The sequence below is a fragment of the Streptomyces sp. NPDC012935 genome (genome assembly GCF_042900345.1).
In the GTDB taxonomy this organism is placed as follows: domain Bacteria; phylum Actinomycetota; class Actinomycetes; order Streptomycetales; family Streptomycetaceae; genus Streptomyces.
The window spans coordinates 931,898-953,272 of sequence record NZ_JBIBBC010000001.1; the positions used below are offsets into that span (position 1 = coordinate 931,898).

At 71.6% G+C, this 21,375-nt stretch carries 25 protein-coding genes; 4 read left to right on the top strand and 21 right to left on the bottom strand.

Features of this window, described 5'->3' with window-relative positions:
- Positions 1–43: 43 nt before the first annotated feature.
- The 13 genes from ACFY5C_RS04045 to ACFY5C_RS04105 all read right to left on the bottom strand — a co-directional run bounded on the left by ACFY5C_RS04045 (position 44) and on the right by ACFY5C_RS04105 (position 10,000).
- Positions 44–328 carry a gas vesicle protein K gene (locus ACFY5C_RS04045; RefSeq protein ID WP_328421329.1) on the bottom strand — a complete coding sequence of 95 codons (285 nt, stop codon included), beginning with the start codon at positions 326–328 and terminating at the stop codon, positions 44–46.
- Positions 325–513: a gas vesicle protein gene (locus ACFY5C_RS04050; protein WP_030953078.1), complete on the bottom strand. Its 189-nt coding sequence runs from the start codon at positions 511–513 to the stop codon at positions 325–327. Before ACFY5C_RS04050 ends, ACFY5C_RS04045 begins: the two co-directional genes overlap by 4 nt.
- A complete protein-coding gene (locus ACFY5C_RS04055) occupies positions 510–1,316 on the bottom strand; it encodes a GvpL/GvpF family gas vesicle protein (RefSeq protein WP_389440074.1) in 807 nt (268 codons plus the stop codon). Before ACFY5C_RS04055 ends, ACFY5C_RS04050 begins: the two co-directional genes overlap by 4 nt.
- Entirely contained in the window at positions 1,313–1,639 is a 327-nt protein-coding gene (locus ACFY5C_RS04060) for a gas vesicle protein (RefSeq protein WP_389440076.1), read from the bottom strand. The genes ACFY5C_RS04055 and ACFY5C_RS04060 overlap by 4 nt, the downstream gene beginning before the upstream one ends.
- The gene (locus tag ACFY5C_RS04065; protein WP_389440079.1) at positions 1,636–2,793 is read right to left on the bottom strand and encodes an SRPBCC family protein; all 1,158 of its coding nucleotides are present in this window, start codon (positions 2,791–2,793) and stop codon (positions 1,636–1,638) included. Before ACFY5C_RS04065 ends, ACFY5C_RS04060 begins: the two co-directional genes overlap by 4 nt.
- On the bottom strand, positions 2,790–3,422 hold the full coding sequence (locus ACFY5C_RS04070; RefSeq protein ID WP_389440081.1) for a DNA primase: 633 nt from the start codon (positions 3,420–3,422) through the stop codon (positions 2,790–2,792). The genes ACFY5C_RS04065 and ACFY5C_RS04070 overlap by 4 nt, the downstream gene beginning before the upstream one ends.
- Positions 3,419–3,682 (bottom strand): gas vesicle protein GvpG, encoded by a 264-nt coding sequence (locus tag ACFY5C_RS04075; protein WP_389440083.1) that lies wholly within the window; start codon positions 3,680–3,682, stop codon positions 3,419–3,421. The genes ACFY5C_RS04070 and ACFY5C_RS04075 overlap by 4 nt, the downstream gene beginning before the upstream one ends.
- Positions 3,683–3,689: 7 nt before the next feature.
- Positions 3,690–4,460, bottom strand: coding sequence for a GvpL/GvpF family gas vesicle protein (locus ACFY5C_RS04080; protein ID WP_389440085.1), 771 nt, complete (start codon positions 4,458–4,460; stop codon positions 3,690–3,692).
- Positions 4,457–4,891 carry a gas vesicle structural protein GvpA gene (locus ACFY5C_RS04085; protein ID WP_389440087.1) on the bottom strand — a complete coding sequence of 145 codons (435 nt, stop codon included), beginning with the start codon at positions 4,889–4,891 and terminating at the stop codon, positions 4,457–4,459. Before ACFY5C_RS04085 ends, ACFY5C_RS04080 begins: the two co-directional genes overlap by 4 nt.
- 62 nt (positions 4,892–4,953) lie before the next feature.
- Complete coding sequence (locus ACFY5C_RS04090) at positions 4,954–5,295, bottom strand: gas vesicle protein (protein WP_389440089.1); 342 nt, start codon at positions 5,293–5,295, stop codon at positions 4,954–4,956.
- A 60-nt stretch (positions 5,296–5,355) separates the two neighbouring features.
- The gene (gene ligD, locus ACFY5C_RS04095; RefSeq protein ID WP_389440091.1) at positions 5,356–6,330 is read right to left on the bottom strand and encodes a non-homologous end-joining DNA ligase; all 975 of its coding nucleotides are present in this window, start codon (positions 6,328–6,330) and stop codon (positions 5,356–5,358) included.
- A complete protein-coding gene (locus tag ACFY5C_RS04100) occupies positions 6,327–8,174 on the bottom strand; it encodes a transketolase (protein ID WP_389440093.1) in 1,848 nt (615 codons plus the stop codon). The genes ligD and ACFY5C_RS04100 overlap by 4 nt, the downstream gene beginning before the upstream one ends.
- Positions 8,171–10,000, bottom strand: a complete 1,830-nt coding sequence (locus ACFY5C_RS04105) for an FAD-dependent oxidoreductase (RefSeq protein ID WP_389440095.1) — start codon at positions 9,998–10,000, stop codon at positions 8,171–8,173. The genes ACFY5C_RS04100 and ACFY5C_RS04105 overlap by 4 nt, the downstream gene beginning before the upstream one ends.
- Before the next feature lie 244 nt (positions 10,001–10,244).
- Here ACFY5C_RS04105 and ACFY5C_RS04110 point away from each other — a divergent pair, with 244 nt between their 5' ends.
- Positions 10,245–11,201 (top strand): LLM class F420-dependent oxidoreductase, encoded by a 957-nt coding sequence (locus ACFY5C_RS04110; protein WP_389440097.1) that lies wholly within the window; start codon positions 10,245–10,247, stop codon positions 11,199–11,201.
- 19 nt (positions 11,202–11,220) lie between these two features.
- Positions 11,221–12,312 (top strand): enolase C-terminal domain-like protein, encoded by a 1,092-nt coding sequence (locus ACFY5C_RS04115; RefSeq protein WP_389440099.1) that lies wholly within the window; start codon positions 11,221–11,223, stop codon positions 12,310–12,312.
- Positions 12,313–12,325: 13 nt separating this feature from the next.
- Here the strand turns inward: ACFY5C_RS04115 and ACFY5C_RS04120 are convergent, their stop codons facing one another.
- Both ACFY5C_RS04120 and ACFY5C_RS04125 read right to left on the bottom strand, forming a co-directional pair.
- Positions 12,326–13,387 (bottom strand): SDR family oxidoreductase, encoded by a 1,062-nt coding sequence (locus ACFY5C_RS04120; RefSeq protein WP_389440101.1) that lies wholly within the window; start codon positions 13,385–13,387, stop codon positions 12,326–12,328.
- An 11-nt stretch (positions 13,388–13,398) separates the two neighbouring features.
- The gene (locus ACFY5C_RS04125; RefSeq protein ID WP_389440103.1) at positions 13,399–13,917 is read right to left on the bottom strand and encodes a phage holin family protein; all 519 of its coding nucleotides are present in this window, start codon (positions 13,915–13,917) and stop codon (positions 13,399–13,401) included.
- A 112-nt stretch (positions 13,918–14,029) separates the two neighbouring features.
- Between ACFY5C_RS04125 and ACFY5C_RS04130 the strand changes: the two genes are divergently transcribed.
- Positions 14,030–14,377 (top strand): VOC family protein, encoded by a 348-nt coding sequence (locus ACFY5C_RS04130; protein ID WP_328421358.1) that lies wholly within the window; start codon positions 14,030–14,032, stop codon positions 14,375–14,377.
- Here ACFY5C_RS04130 and ACFY5C_RS04135 read toward each other — a convergent pair.
- Positions 14,368–15,267 carry an arginase family protein gene (locus tag ACFY5C_RS04135; protein WP_389440105.1) on the bottom strand — a complete coding sequence of 300 codons (900 nt, stop codon included), beginning with the start codon at positions 15,265–15,267 and terminating at the stop codon, positions 14,368–14,370. The genes ACFY5C_RS04130 and ACFY5C_RS04135 overlap by 10 nt on opposite strands.
- Positions 15,268–15,350: 83 nt before the next feature.
- Between ACFY5C_RS04135 and ACFY5C_RS04140 the strand changes: the two genes are divergently transcribed.
- Entirely contained in the window at positions 15,351–15,698 is a 348-nt protein-coding gene (locus ACFY5C_RS04140; RefSeq protein ID WP_389440107.1) for a DUF6204 family protein, read from the top strand.
- Here the strand turns inward: ACFY5C_RS04140 and ACFY5C_RS04145 are convergent.
- The 5 genes from ACFY5C_RS04145 to ACFY5C_RS04165 all read right to left on the bottom strand — a co-directional run bounded on the left by ACFY5C_RS04145 (position 15,676) and on the right by ACFY5C_RS04165 (position 21,361).
- The gene (locus ACFY5C_RS04145) at positions 15,676–16,224 is read right to left on the bottom strand and encodes a GNAT family N-acetyltransferase (RefSeq protein WP_389440109.1); all 549 of its coding nucleotides are present in this window, start codon (positions 16,222–16,224) and stop codon (positions 15,676–15,678) included. The two genes, ACFY5C_RS04140 and ACFY5C_RS04145, sit on opposite strands and share 23 nt — an antisense overlap.
- Positions 16,225–16,243: 19 nt before the next feature.
- Positions 16,244–16,498: a LapA family protein gene (locus ACFY5C_RS04150; protein WP_389440111.1), complete on the bottom strand. Its 255-nt coding sequence runs from the start codon at positions 16,496–16,498 to the stop codon at positions 16,244–16,246.
- A 57-nt stretch (positions 16,499–16,555) separates the two neighbouring features.
- The gene (locus ACFY5C_RS04155; RefSeq protein ID WP_389440113.1) at positions 16,556–18,358 is read right to left on the bottom strand and encodes a CocE/NonD family hydrolase; all 1,803 of its coding nucleotides are present in this window, start codon (positions 18,356–18,358) and stop codon (positions 16,556–16,558) included.
- A 130-nt stretch (positions 18,359–18,488) separates the two neighbouring features.
- Positions 18,489–19,412 carry an LD-carboxypeptidase gene (locus ACFY5C_RS04160; RefSeq protein WP_389440115.1) on the bottom strand — a complete coding sequence of 308 codons (924 nt, stop codon included), beginning with the start codon at positions 19,410–19,412 and terminating at the stop codon, positions 18,489–18,491.
- Positions 19,409–21,361 (bottom strand): LpqB family beta-propeller domain-containing protein, encoded by a 1,953-nt coding sequence (locus tag ACFY5C_RS04165; RefSeq protein ID WP_389440117.1) that lies wholly within the window; start codon positions 21,359–21,361, stop codon positions 19,409–19,411. Before ACFY5C_RS04165 ends, ACFY5C_RS04160 begins: the two co-directional genes overlap by 4 nt.
- Positions 21,362–21,375: the final 14 nt, after the last annotated feature.

Consider the following 21,375-nt stretch of genomic DNA (forward strand, 5'->3'; position numbering starts at 1 on the left):
GAAGAAGGATATGCCGGGAGTGAACTGAAGCACTGAACTGAATTCACTCCCGGGGAAGCAGCGGTCCCAGCGGCCCGAGGTCCAGATTGAGGTCCTCGGGCCGCAGTCCGTAGCGCTCACGCAGCTCGGTCATGCGATCGTCGAGCAGCATCAACGTGAGCCCGATGCGCTCCTCCTGCTCCTCGCTCAGCTCGCCCGTGTCGAAGCGGCGTACCGCCTGGCGCTCCATGAGCTGGCGCAGCAACTCCACGACCGTCAGGACGAGTTTCACGAGGTCGCGTTCCACGGTGTCGGGTTCGAGGTCCAGGCGGTTGCGTTGTGATGTCACGTCAACTCCCCCCAGGGCGACGGAACCTGCTCGTTGACGGAGCTGATCAGTGCGTTCAGGTCGATACGGACGAGGTCGACGTCCGCGATGCGCAAGGTGATGTCCCCCGTGACGACGACGCCCCCGGCGAGCAGCCGGTCGAGCAGGTCCACGAGGGCGACCTCACGGCGTTCCACGACGGTCACGGCCGCCCCTCCGGTTCCTCCGCGAACTCCTCGGTGAACGAATAGGCCGCCCATGGCCCGGTGAGTTCGACCCGGATTCCGGGGGCGTCGTCCTTCTCCCGGTCCACCAGTTCCACGAATTCCTCGGAATCCGCGCGCGATACCAGATAGGCGGCGTTGAGTACATTCTGCCCGGACGCCCCGGAGAGCGTGGCGCTCTGCGGGGCGTGCAGCCGGGATTCCTCGGCGAACGCGGAAAGCTTTTCGTGCAGCCGTCCGGCGAATGCGGCCGCCTTTTGCCACACGTCCTCGCGGGCCCGCGTCTGCTGGCGACGCCGACGGAGATAGTCGCGGCCCGACGACGTGCCCGCGGGCTCCGGCCGGCCGGTCGGCGCGGGCTCGGCGGGCTGCACGTCCTGCGTGGACTCCGTTTCGGCGTAGACCTTCACGCCCCACTCGACACGCCCCTCGAGCCGGTCGAGGATGCGCCGGAAGTCCTCCTCGCGGGCCTCCATCATCGTGCGTACGCCGCTGTCGTCCCGGAAGACGGTGGCGAGCCGCAGCGGCAGCGGGGTGGTGACGACCGTGAGCGCGTCGATGACCTGCTGGTGGGCGCGGGCCGTCGCCGTGAGCCACTCCATGTCCTCCAGATGCGCTCGCAGCGGCTCCTCGGCGAAGTCCGCCTCGGGCACCGTACTGACGACGGCGATCAGGCCATGGTGGGTCAACTGCTTCGGCGGCGCCCCGGCCACCCCCGTCAGCTGGGACTGGAGGGCCGAGCGAAAGGGGCGGCAGACGGCGTAGACGTAGCGCAGTGCGGTCATGGGGCCTCCTCCTGTGACCGGGCGGGCTCCAGCTGGGCCAGCCGCTCACGCAACTCGGCGTTCTCCCGAGTGAGTTCGTCGCGGCGGGCCCGTGTGGACAGTGCCGGGTCGTCCTCCCACCAGTCGATGCCCATCTCCTTCGCCTTGTCCACCGAGGCGACGATGAGCCTCAGCTTGATGGTGAGGAGTTCGATGTCGAGCAGGTTGATCCGGATGTCGCCCGCGATGACCACGCCCTTGTCGAGCACGCGCTCGAGGATGTCGGCGAGGTTGGCGCCACTGTCGTGGCCGTAGGGCTGGGGCAGCCGCCCGGGGGTCGTCATCGGCGGCTCCCGCCGCCGGCGTACTCGGCCTCGTCGGCGTCCTCGTCCTCGGGCTCCTTCTCGGATTCCTCCTCGGCCTCGGCCTCGGGCTCCTCCTCGTACTCGTACTCGTCCTCGGCCTCACCGTCGGCCTCGTACTCGCCCCCCGGCTCCTCCGCGTCCTCCGCTTCCTCGTCTTCCTCGTCCAAGTACTCCCCGCTCTCCTCGCCCTCGTCCTCCTCGTCCTCGGCGCGAGGCGCTTCCTCGTCCTCCTCCTCGTCTCCTTCGTACGCCTCCTCGTCCTCCTCCGCGACCGCGTCCTCGTGGCTGCGGACCACCTCGCCGTCGCGGATCTCCCCGCGCCAGCCGTCCTCCGCCTCTCCCTTGAGGGTGATGAAGCGGACGTAGTTCTTCAGGTCGAGGCGGGCGCGGCGGCCCTGGGCGCGCCAGATGTTGCCGGTCTTCTCGAACAGGCCCTTGGGGTAGTACTCGATGACCAGCAGGACGCGGGTGAGGTTCTCGGCGAGCCGGTGGAAGGAGACGACGCCCTTCGTGGTGCCCTTGGCGCCCTCCGACGTCCACGCGATGCGGTCGTCGGGCACCTGCTCGGTGGTGTGCGCCTTCCAGCTGCGGTTGGACCAGAAGACCTTCGTCTGCCAGTCGGAACTCGTGTCGTCGGCACGGTTCGCGTTCTTCACGCCCTTCGCGAAGGTGCTGAAGTCCTGGTACTGGGTCCACTGGTCGTACGCCGTGCGCAGCGGGACGCCGACATCGACGTACTCGAGGATGACGGTGGGCTTCTTGCCCGCCCCGCCCTTGCGCTTGCCCTTGCCGCCGCCGAGGTTCTTCAGCGCATCGGTCACGCTGTCCTTGGCCCGGGAGGCGCCCAGCTCCAGGGCGGAGCGCAGGGGCCCCTTGCCCTCCGCGAGCTTGCGGCCGCCGTCCAGGGCGAGCTTGGCGAAGCCCGGGCTCTTGCCGTCGGCTATGTCGTTCAGCTTCAGCGTGGTCTCGCCGAGCTTGCGGCCGGCGCCGGTCAGCAGTCGTGTGGCCTGTGCGGCCACGTAGTCGCGCAGTTCGGCCTTGAGCCGGTCGGCCGCCTCGCTCTGGGCGACGCCGCTGAGCGATTCCTTCGCCCCGCGTGCGGTCGAACTCGCAGATCCGAGCGTGTCGGTCATCGCTCGCCACCACCCTTCGGCGCCCGGGCCCGCGCGCTCCGGGCGGCCCCGCGTGCGGCGGTCGTCTTCTTGGCGGCCGTCTTCTTCGCTGTCGTCTTCTTGGCCGCGGCCTTCTTGGCGGGTGCCTTCTTGGCCGCCGGCTTGGCGGTCTTCTTCGCCGGAGCCGCCGGAGCCTTCTTGGCCGACTTCCGACGCGGCTTGTCCTCGGTCTCCTCCGACTCCTCGGACTCGGATTCCGAGGCCTCGGGCTCGTCGTACTCCGGCTCCTCGGAGTCCTCGTCCCGCCCGCCGAGATCCGGCGTCTCGGGAACCACGCCCTCCAGCTGGTCACGCACCTGTGCGGTACGCCCGTGCAGCCGGTCGGCGAAGGCGTCGAGCTGCCGCTCGACGAGGGCGCCCGAGGCGGCCTGTCCGACACCGCGCAGGTCCTCGCGCAGCTGGTCCCCGATCTCCTTGAACTGCGGGTTGTTCTGCAGCTGCTGAGACACCAGGTCCGCGAGCGCCCGCGGGCTCAGATGCATCCGCTTGCCGGCCACCATGGTGCCGACGGCGAACGCCAGTTTCATCTTCTTCGTACGTCCGAGCAGGTATCCGGCCCCTACCGCGAGGCCCAGTCCCAATCGATTCATAGTGCCGTCCCATCACTTTCCGGTGCCGTGCCTCCGAGCGCGATCTCCAGCCGGTCGAGGAGTTCGTCCTCCCGGCGGTCGAACTCGTCCTCGTCGATCTCGCCCGAGGTCAGCTGCTCCTCCAGCGCGGCGAGTTCGGCGCGCACCGTCGCCGGGTCGTAGTAGAGGCGCTCCGCCTCCTGCAAGACCTGTCTGATCACCCATGCGCTGCCGCGCACCGGGGCGAACGGCAGCAGCAGTACCTCTCCGACCAGTCCCACGGCAGCCTCACTCCTCCGCGCTCTCCGCGCCGATCGTGGTTCCCGCGGGCTCGGCGGGGCCGGGGTCGACGAAGCTGTACGGCGGCAGCGGGCCGTTGAGACGCAGTTCGAGATGCGGATGTCCCTTGCGGAGCTGCTCCACGGCCGTGAGGAACGTCTCTACTGCGCCGCGGTCCACCAGGAACGACACGTTGACGAGCCAGCCGGAGGACTCGGGGCCCACGCTGACCGCGTCCGCGGCCGGTTCCAGGGTGTGCTGGACGTCGGTGGCGTCCTCGGCCTCCTGGGCCTTGACCGCGGCGACCACCATCTCGCCGAGCCGCAGCCGCTCCTCGTAGGTGCCGCCGCCCGCCTGCCGGTTGGCCTCCGTGAAGGCCCGGATCTCCGGGTTCTCGGACAGCACCCGGTGCAGTACGGCCTCTTCGGCGTGGCTGGCCTTGATGTTGTACTCGACCTTGCCGTCCAGGGCCGTGAGCCGCTCCTTGTAATGCTCGGCGCGTTCGGCGAGGACTCCGGTGACCGTGTCGTCGTCAGGGGCGACGCTGCCGAACCGCATGGGCAGCACGCACCCGGCCGCGCCCGCCTCGGCGAGCACGTTCGAGTGGGCCAGCAACTCCTTGCGCTTGGGGCGCAGCCCTTCGGGGGCGTCGCTGACGAGCGCGGCCAGGTCGCCCTGCTTCAGCATGCGCAGCTGGCGGGGCGGGTCGCCGACGCCGCCCACGGCGCTCGGGAGTGCGGGGTGCGAGCTCGCGGTGATGCCGTACACGTACGTGCTCACTCCTGCTCCTCCTTCCTGCGGGACGCGGTGGTCTTGCGGGCGCGCGGCCTGGACTCGCGCTCCCCTTCGTCCCGGTCGTCCCGCGCCTGCTTGAAGGCGTCCGAGATGGTCTCGGCGGCGCCGGACAGCGCCCCCTTGGACTTGCCGCGTGCGCCGGACTCGGTGATCTCTCCGACGAGGTCGGGCAGCCCCGGGCTCTTGCGCGGGCCCGCCTCCAGGTCGAGCCGGTTGCACGCCTCCGCGAAGCGGAGATAGGTGTCGACGCTGGCGACGACGACCCGGACGTCGATCTTCAGGATCTCGATGCCGACGAGGGAGACCCGTACGAATGCGTCAATGACGAGCCCCCTGTCGAGGACGAGCTCCAGGACGTCGTAGAGGCCGCTGCTGCCGCCTCCGCCTCCGGACTGCTGTGCCGGTACCACGGTCATGCCGACCTTTCCTCCTTCTCTGGGATTTCTCTGGGATGGTGCGACGGGCGTGGGTGCGCGACCTAGCGGCCGCCGGACCTGCGTGCGTCGGACCGTCCGCGTTCGTAGCGGCGGACACGGCGATAGCCGGTGAGCTGTCCCTGGTGGTCGAGTTCCACCTGGTAGCTCGCCATCAGGCTCATCGTGTCGGGGACGCGGCTCAGCTCCAGGACCTCGATCTCCAGCGCCCAGCCGTCCTCGGTCTGCTCGAACGAGGACACCGTCTCAGCGTCCTTGCCGGTGAGTTCGGCGAGCTGGGCGCGTGCCTGGCGCAGCACCTCCATGGGGGACGGCCTGTCGTCCGCCCCGCCCTGTCGTTCCTGTCGTTGTCTGGATGATTTGGGTGAGTTCTGTGAATCAGTCATGGGCGCCTCCAACGGCGAGTGGCCCGGAAGGCCTTGGCCAAACCCATGAGTTTGCGTGTCTCAGCCACGGAGTGCGTCGAGCCGGCGGCGCGCGGGTCCCAGCGCGCGGGGCCGGCTCATCACCCCCTCCCACGGGTTGGTGCGGGCCTGTTCCACGGCGTCCGCGATGGTCCAGCGGCGGGCGTCGAGGTCCGGGTTGTCCAGTTCGGACCAGGTCAGCGGTGTGGCCACGGGTGCGCCGGGGCGGGGGCGCACGGTGTAGGGCGCGACCGCTGTCTGGGCATAGGCGTTGCGCTGCACGTCGAGGTAGAGACGGTGGCCGCGGTCCTTCTTGCGGGCGGCCGTGGTGAGCCGGTCGGGGTGGGCGTCGGCGAGGGTGTCGGCGACGTCCCGGGCGAACGCGCGCACCTGGTCGAAGTTCTCCTCTCCCTTCAGCGGCACCACGATGTGCAGGCCGCGCGAACCGGTGGTCATCAGCGCCGACGGCAGCTTCAGCTCGTCGAGCAGTTCGCCCAGCAGCCCGGCCGCCTCCCTCACCTGCCCGAAGTCGTCCTCGGCCGGGTCCAGGTCGAAGACCATGCGGTCGGGCCGGTCGGGCCGGTCGGTGGGGGTCCCCCCGCTCGAGCGAAGCCGAGAGTGGGGGAGGTCGGTGCGCGAGAGCCAGCGGTGCAGGGTGAGGCAGGCCTGGTCGGTGAGGAACACGAGGGTCGCGACGTCGTCGCAGACCGTGTGGCAGACGGTGCCGTCCTCCTTGGCGACCTCGACGCGGGAGATCCAGTCCGGGTAGTGCTCCGGGGTGTTCTTCTGCATGAACTGCGGGCCGTCGACGCCGTCGGGGTGCCGCTCCAGCATCAGCGGGCGGCCGCGCAGGTGCGGCAGCATGAACTCGGCGACGGACCGGTAGTAGTCGACGAGGTCGCCCTTGGTGTACTCCTTCGCGCCCCCGTCGCCGGGGAAGAGCACCTTGTCGACGCGTTTGACCTCGACGGTACGGCGGCCCGCCCGCACCTTCCTCGTACCGTCGTCGTGAGTCACCGTACGACCGCCTCCTCCACCAGCAGCTTGCCCGCGGCGGCGATGGACGCGGCGTCGATGCCGGCGGCGTGCAGCTGCTCGTCCGGCGAGGCCGAGCCCGGCATCATGCGTACGGCGAGGCGCACCAGACGCGGCACCGGGCGCCCGTCGAGGAAGGCGTCGAGCACGGCGTCGCCGATGCCGCCCTCCTCGTGGTGGTCCTCCACGGTGAGCAGGCAGCCGGTCTCCTCCGCGGCCCGGCGCAGGGTGGCCCGGTCGACGGGCTTGACGGAGTAGAGATCGACGACCCTGACCTGGATGCCCTCGCGGTCCAGGACGTCGGCGGCGGCGAGCGCCTCGTGCACGGTGACGCCGGCCGCGACGACGGTCAGCCGGTCGCGGTCACTGGAGCGCAGCACCTTGCTGCCGCCGACCGGGAACTCCTCGTCGGGGCCGTAGATGACCGGGGCGGCGCCGCGCGAGGTGCGCAGGTAGCGGATGCCCTCCAGTCCGGCCATGGCGGCGACGAGGTGCGCGGTCTGGTTGGCGTCGCACGGGTACAGCACGGTCGATCCGTGCACGGCCCGCATCATCGCCAGGTCCTCCAGGCCCATCTGGCTCGGCCCGTCCTGTCCGATCGCGACGCCCGCGTGCGAGCCGACGAGGTTGATGCCGGCACCGCTGACGGACGCCATGCGCACGAAGTCGTAGGCGCGGGTGAGGAAGGCGGCGAAGGTGGATGCGTACGGCACATAGCCGCGGGTCGCGAGCCCCACCGCCGCGGCGACCAGCTGCTGCTCGGCGATGTAGCACTCGAAGAAGCGGTCGGGGTGTTCCTTGGCGAAGAACTCGGCGCGGGTGGAGTCGCTCACCTCGCCGTCGAGGGCGACGATGTCGCCGCGGCCGGTGCCGAGCGCGGCGAGCGCCTCACCGTAGGCGTTGCGGGTGGCGACCTCCTCCCCCTTGTCCCAGCGGGGCAGGTCGAGGCGGCCGCCGGATACCGCGTGCAGCATGCGGGTCGCGGACGGCTCGTGGACGTGGATGCGCAGGTCGCGCCGGCCGCCGAGTTCGGCGATGGCCTCGTCGGCATCCGGCAGCGGCTTTCCGTGCAGGCCCTCGCGGTCCTCGACGGCCTCGACGCCCTTGCCCTTGAGGGTGCGGGCGAGGATCACGGTGGGCTGCCCGACGGTGGACCCGGCCTCCGCGTACGCGCGGTCGATGGCGTCCACGTCGTGCCCGTCGACCTCGATGGTGTGCCAGCCGAAGGCCTGGAAGCGGCGGGCGTAGGCGTCGAGGTCATGACCGTGCCGGGTCGGGCCGCGCTGGCCGAGCCGGTTGACGTCGACGATCGCGGTGAGGTTGTCCAGATGCTCGTACGCCGCATGCTCGGCGGCCTCCCACACGGAGCCCTCGGCGAGCTCGCTGTCCCCGCACAGCACCCACACCCGGTACCCGGTCCGGTCCAGCCGCTGCCCCGCCAGCGCGATGCCGACGCCGACCGGCAGTCCCTGCCCGAGCGACCCGGTCGCGGTCTCCACCCACGGCAGCCGCCGCGGCGTCGGATGCCCCTCGAGCCGGCTGCCGAGCTTGCGGAAGGTGACCAGCTCGCCGTCCTCGATGGCACCGGCAGCCTTGTACGCGGCGTACAGAAGGGGCGAGGCGTGTCCCTTGGAGAGGACGAAGCGGTCGTTGCCGGGGTGGGCGGGCCGGTCGATGTCGTAGCGGAGGTGCTCCGCGAGGAGTACGGCCATCAGATCCGCGGCGGACATCGACGAGGTCGGATGCCCCGATCCCGCGGCGTCGGAGGCACGCACACTGTCCACGCGCAACTGCTGTGCCAGTTCGACGAGTTCAGCGGTGTTCATGAGTCTCCTTTCGAAGGGTGCTGGGGGCGGGATTCGGGGGCTATGGGCGCGTCCGGGTGGGGCTTGTGGACGGCCGGTGTCCCGGGAGGTGGTTCACCGCCCGTGCCGGGGCCCGCACCGGGGCCTGGCTCGCGGCCGCCCGCTCGGGAGTCGGGCCGCTTCACAGGGCCGGGGGGTTCGGGATGCTTGGCGGCGTCGGGGTCCTGGACGGGGTCGGGCTGCTCGGTTCCTCCGGGGCCGTCGGCGCGCCCGCCCTCGACCGGTCCGGTCGCGGTGGCAGGGCCCGGCCCCGGGCCCTTGGCGGGCTCACCGCCAGGCCCGCTCCTGGCGGGTTCGCCGCCGGGCCGGCCATGGGCGGGTTCGCCGCCGGGCCGGTTCCTCGCCGGCTCGCCGGGCTCCCGGCTCCCCGCTGCGTGCTCGGTCCCGCCGCTGCCCGTGGACGCCTCGGCGTCCGTGTCCTGAGCGCCAGTCCTCGACGGTCCGCGCTTGTCCCCGTGCTGGTCCTGCGCCCCCTTCTCCGAGCGCCCCGGCACCCTGGCCAGCTCCGGCGACGAGGTGTCCAGCGGTACCGACCACGACCGAACCAGCCCCAGCTGCACGGCCTGGCGGGGCAGTACGGCGTCCAGGAGCCAGTCGGCGGCGACGCGGACGCGGTTGCCGGGCATGGCCGCCAGGTGGTAGCCGCGGGTCACCGCGCCCGCCGCCACGCCGGACAGGGGGACGCCGAGCGGGTTGGCGGCGGCCTTGACGCCGCCCAGGTCGACGACGAAGCCCATGTCCCGGTGGCGGTAGGCGCGCCGCTCGCCCATGCCCAGGGAGGCGGCCACGTTCTGGCCCACCGTCCTGCCCTGCCGCCAGGCGTGCTGAGCGGTCATCGGCGTGTACTCGCCGGGCTTCTCCAGGTCGGGCACGGCGGCCGCGTCACCGGCGGCGAACACCTCGGGCCGGCCCGGTACCTGGAGGTGCGGGTCGACGAGCAGGCGGCCCTTCTCCATGGGCAGTTCGAGGGACTCGGCGAGCGGATCGGGCCGTACGCCGACGCACCACACGAGCGTGCGGGTGTCGACGAACGAGCCGTCGCTCAGCACCACCCCGTTGTGCGTGGCCTCCTTCACGGAGGTGCCCATCCGCACGTCCACGCCCCGCTGCCGCAGCACCCGGTCGGCGGTCCGCGAGAGCCTCTCGTCCAGCTCGGGCAGCACGCGATCGGCGATGTCGAGCAGCAGCCAGCGTGGCCGCATTCCCGTGCGCAAGGGGTGCTTGCGCACCTGGGAGTCGGTGAACAGCTGGCCCTGAGCGGCGACCTCCGTGCCGGTGTATCCGGCGCCCACCACCACGAAGGTGCATCGCGCGGCGCAGCTCTTGGGGTCGTCCGCGGTGGCCGCCAGCTCCACCTGCCGGGTCACGTGGTCGCGCAGATACAGCGCCTCGGGAAGGCCGCGGAAGCCGTGCGCGTGCTCGGCGACGCCGGGGATGGGCAGCAGCTTGTTCACGCTGCCCGCGGCGAGGATCAGCCGGTCGTAGGACAGGGTCCCGACGTCGCCCTCGGGACCCGTGTACTGGACGGTGTGCCCGTCGAGGTCGATGGCATCGGCCTCGCCCAGCACGAGCCGGACGTGGCGCAGGGTGCCGGAGAGCGAGACGGTCACCCGGCGTGGTTCCAGGATGCCGGCGGCGACCTGGGGCAGCAGGGGCAGATACAGGAAGTAGTCGGTCGGGTTCAGCAGGGTGATGTCGGCGTGGCGCCGGGTGATCCGGGACAGGGTGCGTGCCGCCCGGTACCCGGCGAATCCGGCGCCGACGATCACGATGCGGGGTCGACTCACGGTTGGCCTCCGGGGCTGTCGCGTACCTCGGGAGCCTTCCGCGTCCCCCTGGCCAGGACCGCCAAACGTCCGCGCCGGGGGCGGCCCCGGTTTCCGGCACCTCAAGGCGGCCGTCACGGCAGCACGTCAAGGCGGCACGTCAGGGCCGCATCGAGGCGGCCGGCCCGGTTTCCGGCCGGACCTCCGGGTACCCGGACGGCGACCCGTCCCCGCCGCCGACGCGGCAGTCCCGGAGGTGTCACCCATGCCCGAGTACGGCTACTTCCTGGCGACGGAGGAGTTCCGCCCCGCCGATCTCGTCGAGCAGGCGCGGATGGCCGAACAGGCCGGATTCCAGTCGCTGTGGATCTCGGACCACTACCACCCGTGGAACGACGCGCAGGGCCAGAGCCCCTTCGTGTGGTCGGTGATCGGCGCTCTCTCGGAGGCGGTGTCGCTGCCCATCGAGACGGCCGTGACCTGCCCGACCGTGCGGATCCACCCGGCGGTGGTGGCCCAGGCGGCGGCGACCTGCGCGGTGATGACGAACGGCCGCTTCCGCCTCGGCGTCGGTACCGGCGAGGCCCTGAACGAGCACATCCTCGGGCATGTGTGGCCGCCCGCGAGCGTGCGCATGGACATGCTGGAGGAGGCAATCCTGATCATGCGCCGGCTCTTCTCCGGCGAGGAGATCAGCCATTACGGCAGCCACTACCGGGTGGAGAACGCCCGCCTCTACACGGTGCCCGACGAGCCCGTCGAGATCGACATCTCCGGCTTCGGCCCCGCGGCGACCTCCCTCGCGGCGCGGGTCGGCGACGGCTTCATCACGATGATGCCGGACGAGGAGCTGGTCACCCAGTTCCGCAAGGGCGGCGGGAACGCCAAGCCGGTCATGGGCGGCACGAAGGTCTGCTACGGCACGGACCGCGACGAGGCCGTACGAACCGTACGGCGACTGTGGTCCAACCAGCTGCTGCCCGGCGAGATGGGTCAGATCCTGCCCTCGCCGAGCCACTTCGAGCAGCTGGAGCCGCTGATCACCGAGCAGATGGTGCGCGAGAACACGGTGTGCGGGGACGACACCGACGAGCACGTGTCCGCGCTGAACGCCTTCGCCGATGCGGGCTTCGACCGGATCTACGTCAACCAGATCGGACCCGACCAACGCGGCTTCTTCGACTTCTACCGCACCAAGGTGCTGCCGCAGCTCCAACAGTGAGAGGGACGGCCAAGGACCCATGAAACTCCATCTCCCCGTCGTCTCCGTCTACACGGTCCCCACCGACGCCCCCGAGGCGGACGGCACCCTGGCCTGGAACTCCACCACCGTCGTCATCGCCGAGGTGGTGGCGGGCGACGCGACCGGCACCGGGTGGACATACGGTCCGGCGGCGATCGGCGACTTCCTGCGCGACCACCTCGGGCCCCTCGTCGAGGGCCGTAGCGCTCTGGACATCCCGGCCGCGCACGACGCGATGTCGCGCGCGATCCGCAACGCGGGCCGCCCCGGCGTCGCCGCGTGCGCCATCTCGGCGCTGGACATCGCCCTGTGGGACCTCAAGGCCCGCCTCCTCGAACTGCCCCTGGCCCGGCTCCTCGGCACGTGCCGCGAACGCGTCCCCGTCTATGGCAGCGGCGGCTTCACGACGTATCACGACAAGCATCTGGCCGCGCAGCTGAACGGCTGGGTGCACGGCCAGCACATCCCGCGCGTGAAGATCAAGATCGGTGAGGACCGGGGCCGCGCGGTGCTGCGCGACGTGGCCCGGGTCGAGGCCGCACGTCAAGTGATCGGTCCCGAGGCGGAGTTGTACGTGGATGCCAACGGCGCCTACACCCGCAAACAGGCGGTCCGCGTCGGCCACGCCCTCACCGAGCACGGTGTGGGCTGGTTCGAGGAGCCGGTGTCCTCGGACGACCTGACGGGCCTGCGCCTGGTCCGCGACTTGCTGCCGTGCGACGTCACGGCCGGCGAATACGGCTACGACCTCCCGTACTTCGCCCGCATGATCACCGCCGGCGCGGTCGACTGCCTCCAGATCGACGCCACCCGCTGCGGCGGCCTCACGGAGTTCCTGCGCGCCGCCGCCCTGGCCCAGGCCCACAGCCTGGACGTTTCGGCCCACTGCGCCCCGCACGCCCACGCCGCCGCGGCGGCCGCCGTCCCCAACCTCCGCCACATCGAGTGGTTCCACGACCATGTCCGCCTGGAGGACATGCTCTTCACCGGCGCCCTGGACCCGACAGGCGGCACGGTCGCCCCGACCCAGGGCATCGGCCATGGGCTGACGTTGCGGGCGGAGGAGGCGCAGGAGTACCGGGTCGCCTAGCAGAAGGGCTGGGTCACCCAGGCATATCCCCGGCCACGGCCTGGCGACGGGTCATGCGGGTCAGCTGCCGCGCGGCCAGGACACCGGCCCCGACCGTGAGGGCGGCCCGGCCCAGCCTGCCACGGTTACGGGAGAGCCACTCCTGTGAGCTGCCCGGCTGGGACTCCTCGTCGAAGCGACCGTGCGCCCCGAAGTCCTGCCCGTGCGGCCCGTCCGCCGGGGTCCACAGGTTGCCCGGCCCGCTCTGCTCGCCCTCGTCGCGCTGTGCGTCGAAGCCGGTCCGGGCCAGATACCGCTCCAGCAGCCCGGGAGCGACCGCGTTGGCCATGAGGGTCGCCACCGTCGAACCGCCCACCCAGTACTCCCGGCGCCGCCCGTGCCCGGCCGCGTGCACGATGGCCCGCGCGGCCACCTCCGGCTGGTACACGGGTGCCACCGGCCGGGCCCGGCCCGGGAGCCGGTTCAACACCCAGTCGAACTGCGGGGTGTTGAGTGCCGGCAGCTGCACCATCGTGGTGCGCACCCGGCTCTTGCCGTGCAGCAGTTCGCAGCGCAGTGACTCGTTGAATCCCTGGATGGCGTGCTTGGCACCGCAGTATGCCGACTGCAGCGGGATCCCCCGGTAGGCGAGCGCGGAGCCGACCTGCACGATCGTGCCCCGGTCGCGCGGCAGCATGTGGTGCAGCGCGGCCCGGGTGCCGAACACATAGCCCAGGTAGGTCACTTCGGTTACCCGTCGGAATTCGTCCGGGGTGATCTCGGTGAACGGGGCGAGGATCCCGGCGAAGGCGTTGTTGACCCAGACGTCGATGTGCCCGAAGGCGTCGGCGACTTGCTGGGCGGCGTTGTCGACGGCCTTGGCGTCGGCCATGTCCACGGTGACGGTCAGGGCCTCACCGCCGGCCCGCTGCACCTCGTCCGCCGCCCCGGCGAGGCCCTCGCGGCCCCGGGCGAGCAGGGCGACCCGGTCGCCCCGGGCGGCGAAGGCGAGGGCCGCGGCCCGGCCGACCCCGCCGCTGGCCCCGGTCACGACGACGGCCCTGCCGCGCTTCGGCAGGGCCTTCTCCCACGGCATGCGCACCGGCGTCACGCCCGGTGCTGCGGCTGCTCGGGGTCGATGTCGTCAGGGTGCGGCTTGCGCGCACCGGGCGCCTCGGGCGTCCTCGCGCCGGGCACTGCGGACCCGGGCGGGACGGGCGGCATGGGCGGATACGTCCCCCCGACCCCGCTCGGCGGGGCGACCGGCGCGGTGCCGCCTCCGGTGTGCGCGTGCGCCGTCGTCAGTTCCGCCTCGTCCGACGCCGGCCGGGACGCGGACGGACGTGCCGCGCCACGCAGCGCATACGCCGCCGCGCCGAGAATCACCGCGGTGATCAGTGCGGCGGCCCAGTCCGGCAGCCCGGTGGCGAGGCCCAGTCCCAGCGCGAGCGCGAGGGCCGCGCCCGCGTACAGGGCGACGGCGCCGGACGCGGCGTACAGCGTGGCCCGTCGGCGCTGCCTGCGCGTCTGCTCGCGCAGTTCGTCACGGACGGTCTCACGCGCCACCTGTGCCAGCTCGTCGACCAGTTGCTTGTCCAGGTGCTCAAGGTGATCCAAGCGGTCCATGGACGCCGAGTACCCGTACAGGCGTACGCATAACGCCCTCCGTCACGAGCGGCGTGAGGGGATCGCGTGAAACGATCTCACTCACCGGCCGCCCCCAACTAGGCTCGTCCGTATGGACATCCTGGGAACCACGCTGCGTGTCTGCGTCGACGACCTGGAGACCGCGGTCCCCTTCTACGAACGGCTCGCGGGCGCCACCGCCCTGCGCTTCGAACGCGGCGGCGTCCAGGTGGCCGCCATCGGCTGCTTCTTGCTGATGAGCGGTCCGGAGGCCGAGCTGGAGGTACTGCGCAAGGTCGCCGCGACGATCGCCGTCAAGGACGTCGACGAGGCGCATCAGGTGCTGAGCGAGCTGGGCGCGCACATCATCGCGGGCCCGGTGCCGACACCGGTGGGACGCAATCTGCTGGCGCTGCATCCGGACGGGACGATCTACGAGTACGCGGACCGTCAGTCCTGATCGAACGCCGACACGATGGTGTCGGTGAGCAGTGCCGCGGCCGTGCCCTCCGGGTCCAGATCGGGGTCGTAGATGGTGACGTTGAGGCCGACGCAGTTCGCGGAGGCGAGCAACGGCCGCAGCAGCGCGACGAGTTCGTCGGGTGTGAGGCCTTCGGGGTCGGGGCTGTCGACGGCGGGCATGACCGACGGGTCGAGGACGTCGGCGTCCAGGTGCACCCAGAAGCCGTCCAGCTGCGGGATCTCGAAGGCCTGGCGGGTGACGGACCCGAGCGCCTGTGCGCCCCACTCGCGCACGTCGCCGACGGTCACCACGGGAATCTTCAGGTCGGCGAGCTCGGCGCGCTCCTCCTCGAAGCAGTCGCGGATGCCGAAGTACCGCACGTCCTCGTCACGCAGATAGGGCCTGAGCCCTTCCAGGTTCGTCAGGTCCTCCTGCCCGCGCCCGGTGGCCAGCGCGACCTCCTCGCCGCCCGCCGCCCCGACCCGCTCGGAGTTGCCCGGGTGCCGGAAGTCGGGTGAGGCGTCCAAGACGGCCAGCCCGTACCGCCCGATCCGGCGCAGCGCCAGCGCGGCACCCAGGTTGACGGAACAGTCGCCGCCCAGGACCACCGGATAGTCCCCGGCGCGCACATGGCGCTCGATCCGGTCGGCGAGTTTGCGGGTGTACCCGGCGATGGCGGCAGCGTTGAACACGCCGTCCCCCTCCCGCCAGTCCCCCCGGTCGTACCGCGGGGGCACGACCACCCCGCCCTCCAGCCCCCGCAAACGCTGCACGATCCGCTGCTCACGCAACGCCCCGGCGAGCTTGTGGCAGCCGGGCACGGTGCCGGGGGCGGGCGGGCGCAGGCCCAGGTTGGAGGGGGCGTCGAGCACGACGATATTCCGCATGCGGTTCATCCTCGCCGACGTAGAGTCGACCCTCAATGCCATCGACCCTCAATGCCATCGACACGGGAGCAGGTAGCGCAAGCATGAGCGAGCAGCACACGTACCGGGTGATCGTCCGGGGCACTTGGGACGCCCTCACCGACACCGCCCGCGCGAGGCTGCTCGCCGAGGCCGCGGAGCACGGTCTGACCAGCATGCGGTTCAGCGAGGAAGGATCGCTCTCCTACGAGCCGTCGCCGCTCAAGCACTTCTCGATGCGGTACGTGGTGGTCTCCGACGCGGCGGACGGCGAGGAGATGGCCGGCGCGATCGCGGAGGACCGGGCCGAGAGGGCGCTGCGGGAGCTGGGCTATGGCTTTCGCGATCTGAAGTCGACCGTCACCGACCTCGACACGATGAAGATCAACTTCAAGCCCGCATCTCGGCGGTGATCGCCCACCGCTGATGGTCCCGCCATGCCCCGTCGATGAAGAGCATGCCCGGCGAGAAGCCCTCCAGACGGAAGCCGCAGGCGCGGGCGAGGGCTACGGAGGCGGTGTTGGCCGGCTGGACATTGATCTCCAGCCGGTGCAGGCGCAGCGGGCCGAAGGCGTGGCCGACCACGAGGTCGAGGCCCTCCCGCATGAGGCCGCGCCCCGCCGCGTGCGCGAAGGCGCCGTAGCCGAGGGCGCCGCTCTGGAAGGCGCCCTCGACGATGTTGTTGATGTTGATGAACCCCGCGATGCCCCCGCTGTCGTCCTTCGCGCACACCAGGAACCCCGCCTTGGACGGGTCCTCGATCAGCCGCCCGGCGTAGGCGGCGTACGCGGCTGCGCTGTCCGGCGGAAAGAGCCAGGGCTGGTGCAGTTCCTTGCTCTCCCGGGCGCGCCCGGTGAACTCGCCACCGTCCTCGTAGGTGAAGTGGCGTATGCCCACACGGGGGCCTTCGGCGAGGTAGCGGGATGCGGGGTGCGGCATTCCGCCAGCGTACGACCCGTCAGCGGCGCCGTCGCATGAAGTACGCCCCGAACAGTGCGCCGATGACCCCCATGCCGAGCAGCGCGAGCCACAGGGGCATCGTCACCAGGGGGATCAGTAGCCGGATTTCGGTCTCACGGGTGTTCTCGAAGATGAGGACCAGGGCGAGGGCGACGAGCACCAGCACGGCGACCCGGGCAGGTGTCATCGCCCCGCGCACGCCACCCAGCTGCCCGTCGGCCTTCCTGCCGCTCTCCGACGTCTTCGCGGTCATACGTCCAGGATGCTCCCGGATCCACGATCACGCACGGTGAGCGGCCTTCACCTGCGCTCAGCCGAGCACCGGCAGCTGCAGCACCCCCGTGTCCTGGGGCGCACTGACCACGGTCACCGGCTTGATCCCCCGGTTCCCGAAGTACGCACCGTCACTGGCCGCGATCACGAAGCGCAGCCGATGCCCTTTCTCGTACCGGTGCACGATCCCCGGCAAGGTCACCGTGAAGCTCTTCGTCACGTCGGGCACCCGCACCGGTGCCACCAGCCGGTGCACCAGCGTCCGGGTGCCGTCGGGCGCCACGTCGTACAGCTTGGCGAACAGCACGAGCTTGTCGGCGGCGTCCGCGGAGCCCTGCGTCCGCTCGGCCCTCGGGGAGACGACCTTGAGCGTGGCCCGGGGTGCGCCCACGACGTCGGTGGTGCGCGCGAGCGGCTCGCTGGTCCAGCCGAGGTAGGTGCCCGGGGTGTCGTACGGCGCCGGGTCCGGGATGCCGAGGAGTGCGGCGAGCGAGCTCTCGGAGTGACTGGTGGGGGTCAGCCAGTTGCTGTAGGTGCGGCTGCCGCGTGCCACCTTGCTGCGGTTGTCGACGAGTTTGCCGTCGCCGGAGAGGTAGAGCGTGCGGCTGAGCTCAGGGACGCGGTCGGCGGTGGCGTAGGTGTTGTCGGGGTCGGTGACCCAGTCGCGGTAGTAGGCGAAGGCCGGCCCGGTGTCGGCGTTCTTCTTTCCCAGGTAGCGGTCGAACCAGGCGAGGATGCGCCGGCCGACGTAGCTGGTCTCCAGGTTGCCCTCACCGAGGTTGAGTTCACCGGCCGCCGGGTCGGTGAGGCCGCCGCTGTGGCCCCAGGACTGCCAGATCATCTTCGTCGGTGTCCCCCGGGCCCTGAGGGTGTTGTACGTCGCCGTCGCCTCGTTGAGGTTGAAGAGGCTGTCGGCCTGGCCCTGGACGAGGAGGGTGGGTGCCTTGACGCGGTTCAGGTACGACACCGGGGAGACGCTGCGCGCATAGGCGAGCAGCTCGGCGGTCTGCTCGGCCGGGTAGCGGCCGGAGTTGAGGGTACGGATCGTGTCGCAGGCCTTGGTGACGAAGTGCAGGCAGGCCAGGGAGTTGATGCGGGAGGGGTCGAGGTTCGGCTCGAGCAGGGGCTGGCCCTCGCCTATGAGGTAGAAGCCGTTGGCCCACTGCCACTTGAAGACGCCGGGCACACTGCCGCTGCCGACGGCGTTGTTCGGATCGAGGGAGTACGCGAGGTCGTTCCAGGTGATCATCGGCACCAGCGCGTCGAGGCGCTGGTCGACGGCCGCCGCGGCCAGCTGGACGGCCCCGCCGTAGGAGCCGCCGGCCATGCCGACGCGCGGGTCGCCGGGGGCGTCGAGGGTGACGAAGTCCGCCTTCGTGCCGTCGTCGGCGGCGCGCCTGCCGCCCAGGAAGTCGATCAGCCGCGACGCGGCGACGCCGTCGATGGTGGGGTCGTCGAGCGAGATCAGGCAGCCGGACCTGCCGAAGCCGAGGCCGGAATAGATGAGGGAGACGTACCCGCGCTGGGCGAAGGCCTTTCCTATGGCGTCGGTCGAGCCGTCGGACTTGCTGCCGCCGAAGCCGTTCGTGGCGAGGACGGCGGGCGCGGGGTGGGCGCGGTCCACGCCCGCGGGCCGGTACAGATCGGCGTCGACGGTGCAGGTGCGGCCGCCGGCCTGGACGGTGAACTTCAGGGCGGTGACGGTGAACTGGCCGCCTGCGGCGGCCGGAGCGGTGAGCGCGAGGGGTGCGGTGAGCGTGGCGCCGAGGACTAGGGCGAGAGCGAGTGGGGCCAGGGCAGGCCGTGATCTGGGCACGCTACGGGACACGGAGACCTCCACACTGAGGCACGCTGAGGACAGCCCGGCTTACCGACCAGTAAGTACTGGCCGGTTGTCATGGTGTGACACGTGTCAAGCGAGGTCAATCGCCGTGACGGGGGTTTCTTGACGGAGATTCAGTGAACTGCGCTCAGCGCAGCGCGGGCTCGTCGAGAGTCAACGTGCCCGAAACGGCATCGAGTTCGGCGCTCACGCCGAGGGGGATCGTCAACGCCCCTTCACCGTGCCCGAACCCGAACTCCTCCACAACGGGCACACCGAGGCCACCCAGCCGGTCCAACAGCAGCGCACGCACCCGCTCGTACGGCTCGCACTCCTGCCACGACCCGAGCAGCACGCCGCGCACGCCCTCGAACAGGCCGACGCGCAGGAGCTGTGTGAGGTAGCGGTCGAGCCGGTACGTCTCCTCGCCCACGTCCTCCAGGCACAGCAGACCGCCGCGTGCGGAGGTCCGGGCAAAGGGGGTGCCGACCTCGGCGGCGAGCAGGCACAGACAGCCGCCGAGCGTGACTCCCCTCGCCCGGCCGGGGATCAGTGCGGAGCCGGTGGAGGCGATCGTGCGCACCGATTCCGGCTCGAACAGCGTGGCCCGCAGGTGGTCCTGCGCCCGCGCGTTCTTGATGAAGTCGACTCCCGCGGCCATCGGACCGTGCAGGGTGACCAGGCCCAGCCGGTTGGCGAACGCCTCGTGCAGCGCGGTGACGTCGCTGAAGCCGACGAGCACCTTGGGTCCGGCCGCCCGCATCGCCTCCCAGTCGAGGAGGTCGACCAGCCGCTGCGCCCCGTAGCCGCCCCGGGCACACAGCACGGCGTCGACGGCCGGATCGCACCAGGCGTTCTGCAGATCGGCCGCCCGGTCGGCGTCCGTGCCCGCCAGATACGCCAACTCCCCGTGCCGGTCGAGCACATGGGGTGCGACCACCGGGTCGAGGTCCCAGCCGCGCAGCACGTCGAGGCCGGCCTGCAGCCGCTCCTCGGGCACCGGCCCGCTGGGTGCGACGACGGCCACGCGGGCGCCGGGGGCGAGTCTGGAGGGGCGGATGAGTGGCTTCACTTGGCGAGTTCCAGTCTGGGGACACCGGGCGGGTTGAGCCCGAACACCTGGGCGTACAGGGAGAGTTCGGACTCCAGGACACGGATCATCGTCTCCGCGCGCCGGAAGCCGTGGCCCTCCCCCTCGAAGGCGATGTAGGCGTGCGGCACCCGGCGTCCCTCCATGCGGGCGAGGAACCGCTCGCACTGGGTCGGCGGGCAGATCACGTCGTCGAGGCCCTGCAGCAGCAGGAAGGGCACGGTGAGACGGTCGGCGTGTGCCGCGGGCGAGCGTTCCGCATACCGTGCCGGCACTTCGGCGAGTGGTCCGATCAGGGTCTCCAGGTACTGCGACTCCAGGTCGTGGGTCTCCCCGTCGCCCCAGCTCGCCAGGTCGAGGATGGGGTAGAGGATCGTGCCGCAGGCGTAGATGTCGGTGGTGGTGAGGGACGCGGCCGTGGTCCAGCCGCCGGCGCTGCCGCCGCGGATGGCGAGCCGGGCGCGGTCGGCGGTGCCCTCGTCGGCGAGGGCGAGGGCGACGGCCGCGCAGTCCTCGACGTCGACCACGCCCCACTGCTCGCGCAGCCGGTTGCGGTACTCCCTGCCGTACCCGGTGGAGCCGCCGTAGTTGACCTCGGCGACCCCGATGCCGCGCGAGGTGAAGTAGGCGATCGCCAGGTCGAGGACGAGGGGCGCACGGCCGGTGGGGCCGCCGTGCGCCCAGACGACGTACGGCGGCGGTGTGTCGCCGGGGGCCACGCAGCCGGGGTTGTGCGGCGGGTAGATGTGCGCGTGGATCTCGTCTCCGGCGGGGCCGGTGAAGGTGCGGATCTGCGGCTCGGGGTAGTAGGCGGGGTCGACGGCGTCGTCGTGCTCGGCGCCGATGACCCGGGCCCGGCCCGTGCAGGTGTCCAGCTCGACCACCTCGTAGGCGCTGCGCGGGCTGGCTCCGACGGCGAGGACCCGCTCGCCGTACACCGCGAGGGTGGGAGCGAACTCGGTCCAGGGGCCGGCCGCGTCGACGACCTCGCCGGTCTCGGGGTCCAGCACGCCGAGGGCGGTCGAGCCGCGCCCGTGCACGACGGCGACGGGTCCGCTCGCCAGCGGGGCGAACCAGCGCAGGCCCGGCTTCCACAGCGGTCCGCCGAACTCCTCCTCGCGCGGGCACAGCGGTTCGCCGTCGCGGTAGAGGTTCCACCAGCCGCTGCGGTCGCTCGCGTACAGCAGCCGGCCGTCGGCCGACCAGTCGGCCTGGGCGATCGCCTCGTCCGGTCCCCCGGCGACGGTCCGCGGGGCGGCGAGCGTGCCGTCGGCGCCGATGCCGGCCACCAGCAGCTCGGTGCCGTCCCACGGCATCCGCGGATGGTCCCAGGCGAGCCACGCCGCGCGCTGCCCGTCGGGCGAGATCCGCGCTCCGGTGACGAACCGGTACCGGTCGTCGGTGAGTTCGCGTACGGCGGCCCGGTCGCCGGCCGCCGAGCCGTCCAGCGGGACGGCGGCCAGGACCCGCCGCACGTCGGTCGGCCCCTCGCCGGTGAACTCCTCGAGCACGCACCACACTTCACCGAGGCCGAGTCGCATCTGCGGCTCCGCCCAGCGCAGTCCACCGCCCAGCGTGGACACGGGGGTGATCGGCCGTGGCTCGGCGCCCTCCTCGTACCGGTAGAGCCGCTGGTCGGCGAAGTTCACGAAGACGACGAGCGGCCGGCCGCCGACCACCTCTCCGGCCCAGGGCTGACCGCCGTACTCGACCACCCGGCTGCGCACGTTCCACGGTGCGGGCAGCACGGACTCCTCCGTGCCGTCGGCCCGGCGCCGCACCAGTGTGCGCCGCCCGCCCTCGGTCGGCCGCGGCTCGGTCCACCACGCCTCGTCGCCGACGAAGCCCACGTACTCGGGGTGCCCGTCGTGGGTGGCGGCGAGGGCCGCGTCGATGGGCGAGGGCCAGGAACCGTACGCCAGCGTCTGCACTGTCTCCCCTTTTT

What these genes read in the sequence shown, in the direction of transcription:
- ACFY5C_RS04055 (WP_389440074.1), bottom strand. Translation starts at nt 1,316, where the DNA reads ATGACCGCACTGCGCTACGTCTACGCCGTCTGCCGCCCCTTTCGCTCG.
- ACFY5C_RS04060 (WP_389440076.1), bottom strand. Translation starts at nt 1,639, where the DNA reads ATGACGACCCCCGGGCGGCTGCCCCAGCCCTACGGCCACGACAGTGGC.
- ACFY5C_RS04065 (WP_389440079.1), bottom strand. Translation starts at nt 2,793, where the DNA reads ATGACCGACACGCTCGGATCTGCGAGTTCGACCGCACGCGGGGCGAAG.
- ACFY5C_RS04070 (WP_389440081.1), bottom strand. Translation starts at nt 3,422, where the DNA reads ATGAATCGATTGGGACTGGGCCTCGCGGTAGGGGCCGGATACCTGCTC.
- ACFY5C_RS04085 (WP_389440087.1), bottom strand. Translation starts at nt 4,891, where the DNA reads ATGACCGTGGTACCGGCACAGCAGTCCGGAGGCGGAGGCGGCAGCAGC.
- ACFY5C_RS04090 (WP_389440089.1), bottom strand. Translation starts at nt 5,295, where the DNA reads ATGACTGATTCACAGAACTCACCCAAATCATCCAGACAACGACAGGAA.
- ACFY5C_RS04100 (WP_389440093.1), bottom strand. Translation starts at nt 8,174, where the DNA reads ATGAACACCGCTGAACTCGTCGAACTGGCACAGCAGTTGCGCGTGGAC.
- ACFY5C_RS04110 (WP_389440097.1), top strand. Translation starts at nt 10,245, where the DNA reads ATGCCCGAGTACGGCTACTTCCTGGCGACGGAGGAGTTCCGCCCCGCC.
- ACFY5C_RS04115 (WP_389440099.1), top strand. Translation starts at nt 11,221, where the DNA reads ATGAAACTCCATCTCCCCGTCGTCTCCGTCTACACGGTCCCCACCGAC.
- ACFY5C_RS04120 (WP_389440101.1), bottom strand. Translation starts at nt 13,387, where the DNA reads ATGCCGTGGGAGAAGGCCCTGCCGAAGCGCGGCAGGGCCGTCGTCGTG.
- ACFY5C_RS04125 (WP_389440103.1), bottom strand. Translation starts at nt 13,917, where the DNA reads ATGGACCGCTTGGATCACCTTGAGCACCTGGACAAGCAACTGGTCGAC.
- ACFY5C_RS04130 (WP_328421358.1), top strand. Translation starts at nt 14,030, where the DNA reads ATGGACATCCTGGGAACCACGCTGCGTGTCTGCGTCGACGACCTGGAG.
- ACFY5C_RS04135 (WP_389440105.1), bottom strand. Translation starts at nt 15,267, where the DNA reads ATGCGGAATATCGTCGTGCTCGACGCCCCCTCCAACCTGGGCCTGCGC.
- ACFY5C_RS04140 (WP_389440107.1), top strand. Translation starts at nt 15,351, where the DNA reads ATGAGCGAGCAGCACACGTACCGGGTGATCGTCCGGGGCACTTGGGAC.
- ACFY5C_RS04145 (WP_389440109.1), bottom strand. Translation starts at nt 16,224, where the DNA reads ATGCCGCACCCCGCATCCCGCTACCTCGCCGAAGGCCCCCGTGTGGGC.
- ACFY5C_RS04150 (WP_389440111.1), bottom strand. Translation starts at nt 16,498, where the DNA reads ATGACCGCGAAGACGTCGGAGAGCGGCAGGAAGGCCGACGGGCAGCTG.